This is a genomic window from Chloroflexus sp. (assembly GCF_034435895.1).
Classification (GTDB): Bacteria; Chloroflexota; Chloroflexia; order Chloroflexales; family Chloroflexaceae; genus Chloroflexus.
This window is the reverse complement of the sequence record NZ_DAOTWH010000221.1, coordinates 1-2,894: the sequence shown is the minus strand read 5'-3', so window position 1 is coordinate 2,894 and position 2,894 is coordinate 1. Positions and strand designations below refer to the sequence as shown.

The 2,894-nt window shown below is 62.3% G+C and carries 4 protein-coding genes; all 4 read right to left on the bottom strand.

The features are described 5' to 3' along the window. The coding region (locus U9R81_RS13190) for a uridine kinase (RefSeq protein ID WP_322495905.1) at positions 1–788 on the bottom strand (788 nt) is incomplete at its 3' end. A gap of 9 nt (positions 789–797) precedes the next feature. Beyond that, the gene (fsa, locus tag U9R81_RS13185) at positions 798–1,451 is read right to left on the bottom strand and encodes a fructose-6-phosphate aldolase (protein ID WP_012615939.1); all 654 of its coding nucleotides are present in this window, start codon (positions 1,449–1,451) and stop codon (positions 798–800) included. 12 nt (positions 1,452–1,463) lie between these two features. Beyond that, a complete protein-coding gene (locus U9R81_RS13180; RefSeq protein WP_322495904.1) occupies positions 1,464–2,222 on the bottom strand; it encodes an SDR family NAD(P)-dependent oxidoreductase in 759 nt (252 codons plus the stop codon). Between the two features lie 15 nt (positions 2,223–2,237). Beyond that, a partial coding sequence (locus U9R81_RS13175; RefSeq protein ID WP_322495903.1) for a M15 family metallopeptidase occupies positions 2,238–2,894 on the bottom strand: 657 nt, incomplete at its 5' end.

Sequence of the window (2,894 nt, the reverse complement as noted above, 5' to 3'; positions counted from 1 at the left end):
TCGCCCGTCGCCACCTGCCCGCGCACCGGCAGCCGCGCGCGCAAGGCGTCGCTGACCCGCTGGAGCGCAGGATCATTGGTTGCGTTCACCAACACCGCCGGCAAGCCATCTTGATCCGCCGGTACTAGTTGAATCTGGATCGCTGTTGCAGCCTCTAGCGGCTGCGCCACACTTGCCACGTCAAAGGTCAAGGCCCGCCGCCGCAATGACATCTGCACGTCAAGCCCATCCGTTCCCGGCCCAAAGCGCAACACCACATCCGCCAACGGGCGCTGGGGCGCGATGTAGCGCTGGATGTCACGCTCGCGGGCCGGCCACGCTGCGCGCACCTGTTCGACCGTATAGCCACGCTGTTTGACATCTCGTTCTTCGCGCCAGCGCCAGTATAGGTCGGGATGCGGATCGAGATAGACGGTCAAGTCAAACAGCTCAGCTTGCACCGGCGGGGTGAGGGTAAGCGCGCCATACGCAATCACCAGACCGGTCGGCGCGACCCGTTCGCTGCCTCGCGGCGCCCCGGTCACGTGATCGTATACCGGCTTATCGATGGTTTGGCACCGGCGCAATGCCGCCAGATCAGCCGCCATACGCTCAAGGTCGGTCGCCGCCGGATCAGCGTCGGTCAAGCCGAGCGTCGCCCGTTCGGCCCGGCTGTAGCGCAGATAATCATCGAGACTGATCAGCGTCACCCCCTGCGCCCCCAGCAGACGAATAATCCCGCGGGTTAGGGTCGTCTTGCCAGCGCCGCTCGCGCCAATCAGACCAAGCATCAGGGGTTGAGCGTCCATAACCTCTTCTCATGAAGCCGAACGCGATTTCCAATCGGCCAAAAATTGCTCGATGCCGCGATCGGTCAACGGATGGCGCATCGCTTGCTGTAACACCTTGAACGGGCAGGTCGCAATATCGGCCCCCGCCAGCGCCGCTTCGACAATGTGGCGCGGATGGCGGATCGAGGCAGCCAGAATCTTGGTCGTAATCTCGCGATCTTGGCGGTAGATGCCGGCAATCTCGCGAATGAGCGCCATGCCGTCAACGCCGGTGTCATCCACCCGCCCGACAAAGGGGCTAATGATAAACGCGCCGGCCCGCGCCGCCAACAGCGCCTGCACCGAGTTGAAGCAGAGCGTCACGTTGCAGCGGATGCCGTGTTTGGCCAACTGGCTCACCGCGCGTAACCCCTCAGTTGTGCTCGGCACCTTGATTATTACGTTCGGATGCCACGAAGCGTATTCGATGCCCTCGCGTACCATGCCCTCAGCATCGAGCGAGATCGTCTCGGCGCTAATAGGGCCATCAACCAGTTCGGCAATCTCGGTAATGATGGCTTTGAAATCAGCGCCGCGTTCACGCGCAATCAAGGTGGGGTTGGTCGTCACCCCGCTGAGAATGCCCCAACTGGCCGCTTCCCGAATTTCGGCCAGATTCGCCGTATCGAGATAGATCTGCATGGTGTTCCTCCTCTATTTGGGCGCCATGCGAATTGCGCCATCAAGCCGGATTACTTCGCCATTCAACATCGGATTTTCGATAATATGCTGCACCAGCGCAGCATATTCCGCCGGACGGCCAAGCCGCGCGGGGAAGGGCGCCTGTGAGCCAAGCGATTCGCGTGCCGCTGCCGGCAAACTGGCCATCATCGCCGTATCGAAAATACCCGGCGCGATCGTCATCACCCGGATGCCAAAACGGGCCAATTCGCGTGCCGCCGGCAAGCCCATACCCACGACCCCCGCCTTCGAGGCCGCATACGCCACTTGCCCGATTTGGCCATCAAAGGCAGCGATCGAAGCCGTGTTCACAATCACCCCGCGCTCGCCCTCGTCGTTCGGCTGATTGTTGGCCATCGCCTGTGCCGCGTAAAGCATCATCTGAAACGTGCCAATCAAATTGACCTCGATCACCCGTTTGAAACGGGCCGGGTCATGCACGCCATCGCGCCCCAACATCCGCTCGGCCAGCACAATCCCAGCGCAGCAGACCAGTGCGTGCAGGCTGCCGCCATTCGTTGCCGCCGCCACCGCCGCCGCACACTGCGCCAGATCAGTCACGTCGGTACGCACAAACTGCCCGCCAATCCGTTCGGCGACCTCAAGACCGGCTGCCGCATTCAGATCGGCGATTGTAACCCGCGCTCCAGCCCTCGCCAGCCGCTCGGCTGTCGCCGCTCCCAACCCCGATGCGCCGCCGGTGACCAACACACCGAGACCGTTCAGTTGCATTGCTTGCTCCTTTGCTCAGCGGGCAACTGCCCATTCAAAATGCATGCCATCACTGGCGCCTCTGCCATCGTAATTCCAGTGGCCGCCCCAAAAGAACCCCAGCGCGTTCGCGATCGGCACTAACTCGCGCACCGAGCCGCGATCGCCTACCAGCGCCGCCGGTTTGTAGAATGCGTTCCACTGCGCGTTGATATCAAATGCCGTGCCATACGCATGGTTGCTCAACGTGGTTGGATTGCTGCGAATGGTGCGCGGCCACCACGCGCCGTCAAATGTTAACACGAACTGCAAGAGTCCTGCTTCTTCCCATGCCTGCCACAACCGGCGCAATTGGTCAGCCGCCACCCGATGAAACTTGATCCGCCCGCCGTTGGTATTGCGGAACCGGGCCAATTGCGGAATCGACACCTCGATCAGGTTCTGCGCCACCCAATCGTTGGTGATGGTAATATCATCGCCGCTCTTGCGCGCCCACTCGATTTTACCCAAGATGCGCTCACGCTGGCCGTTGCGGTCGGTCAGAATGTTGAAATCGGGCATTGGCGGCCAATTCGGATCGCGACGCGGCGGCCCGGCCCGCACCACCTCCGGCGCATTCAGAATTGACGATACTGGCAGCGGTGGCTGGGCCGGTTGCACCGGGGCCGCCGGGGGCGGCGCTGGTGGCTGGGC

Excerpts from the sequence above, each read along its gene's own strand:
- fsa (WP_012615939.1), bottom strand. The coding sequence starts at position 1,451 with ATGCAGATCTATCTCGATACGGCGAATCTGGCCGAAATTCGGGAAGCG.
- U9R81_RS13180 (WP_322495904.1), bottom strand. The coding sequence starts at position 2,222 with ATGCAACTGAACGGTCTCGGTGTGTTGGTCACCGGCGGCGCATCGGGG.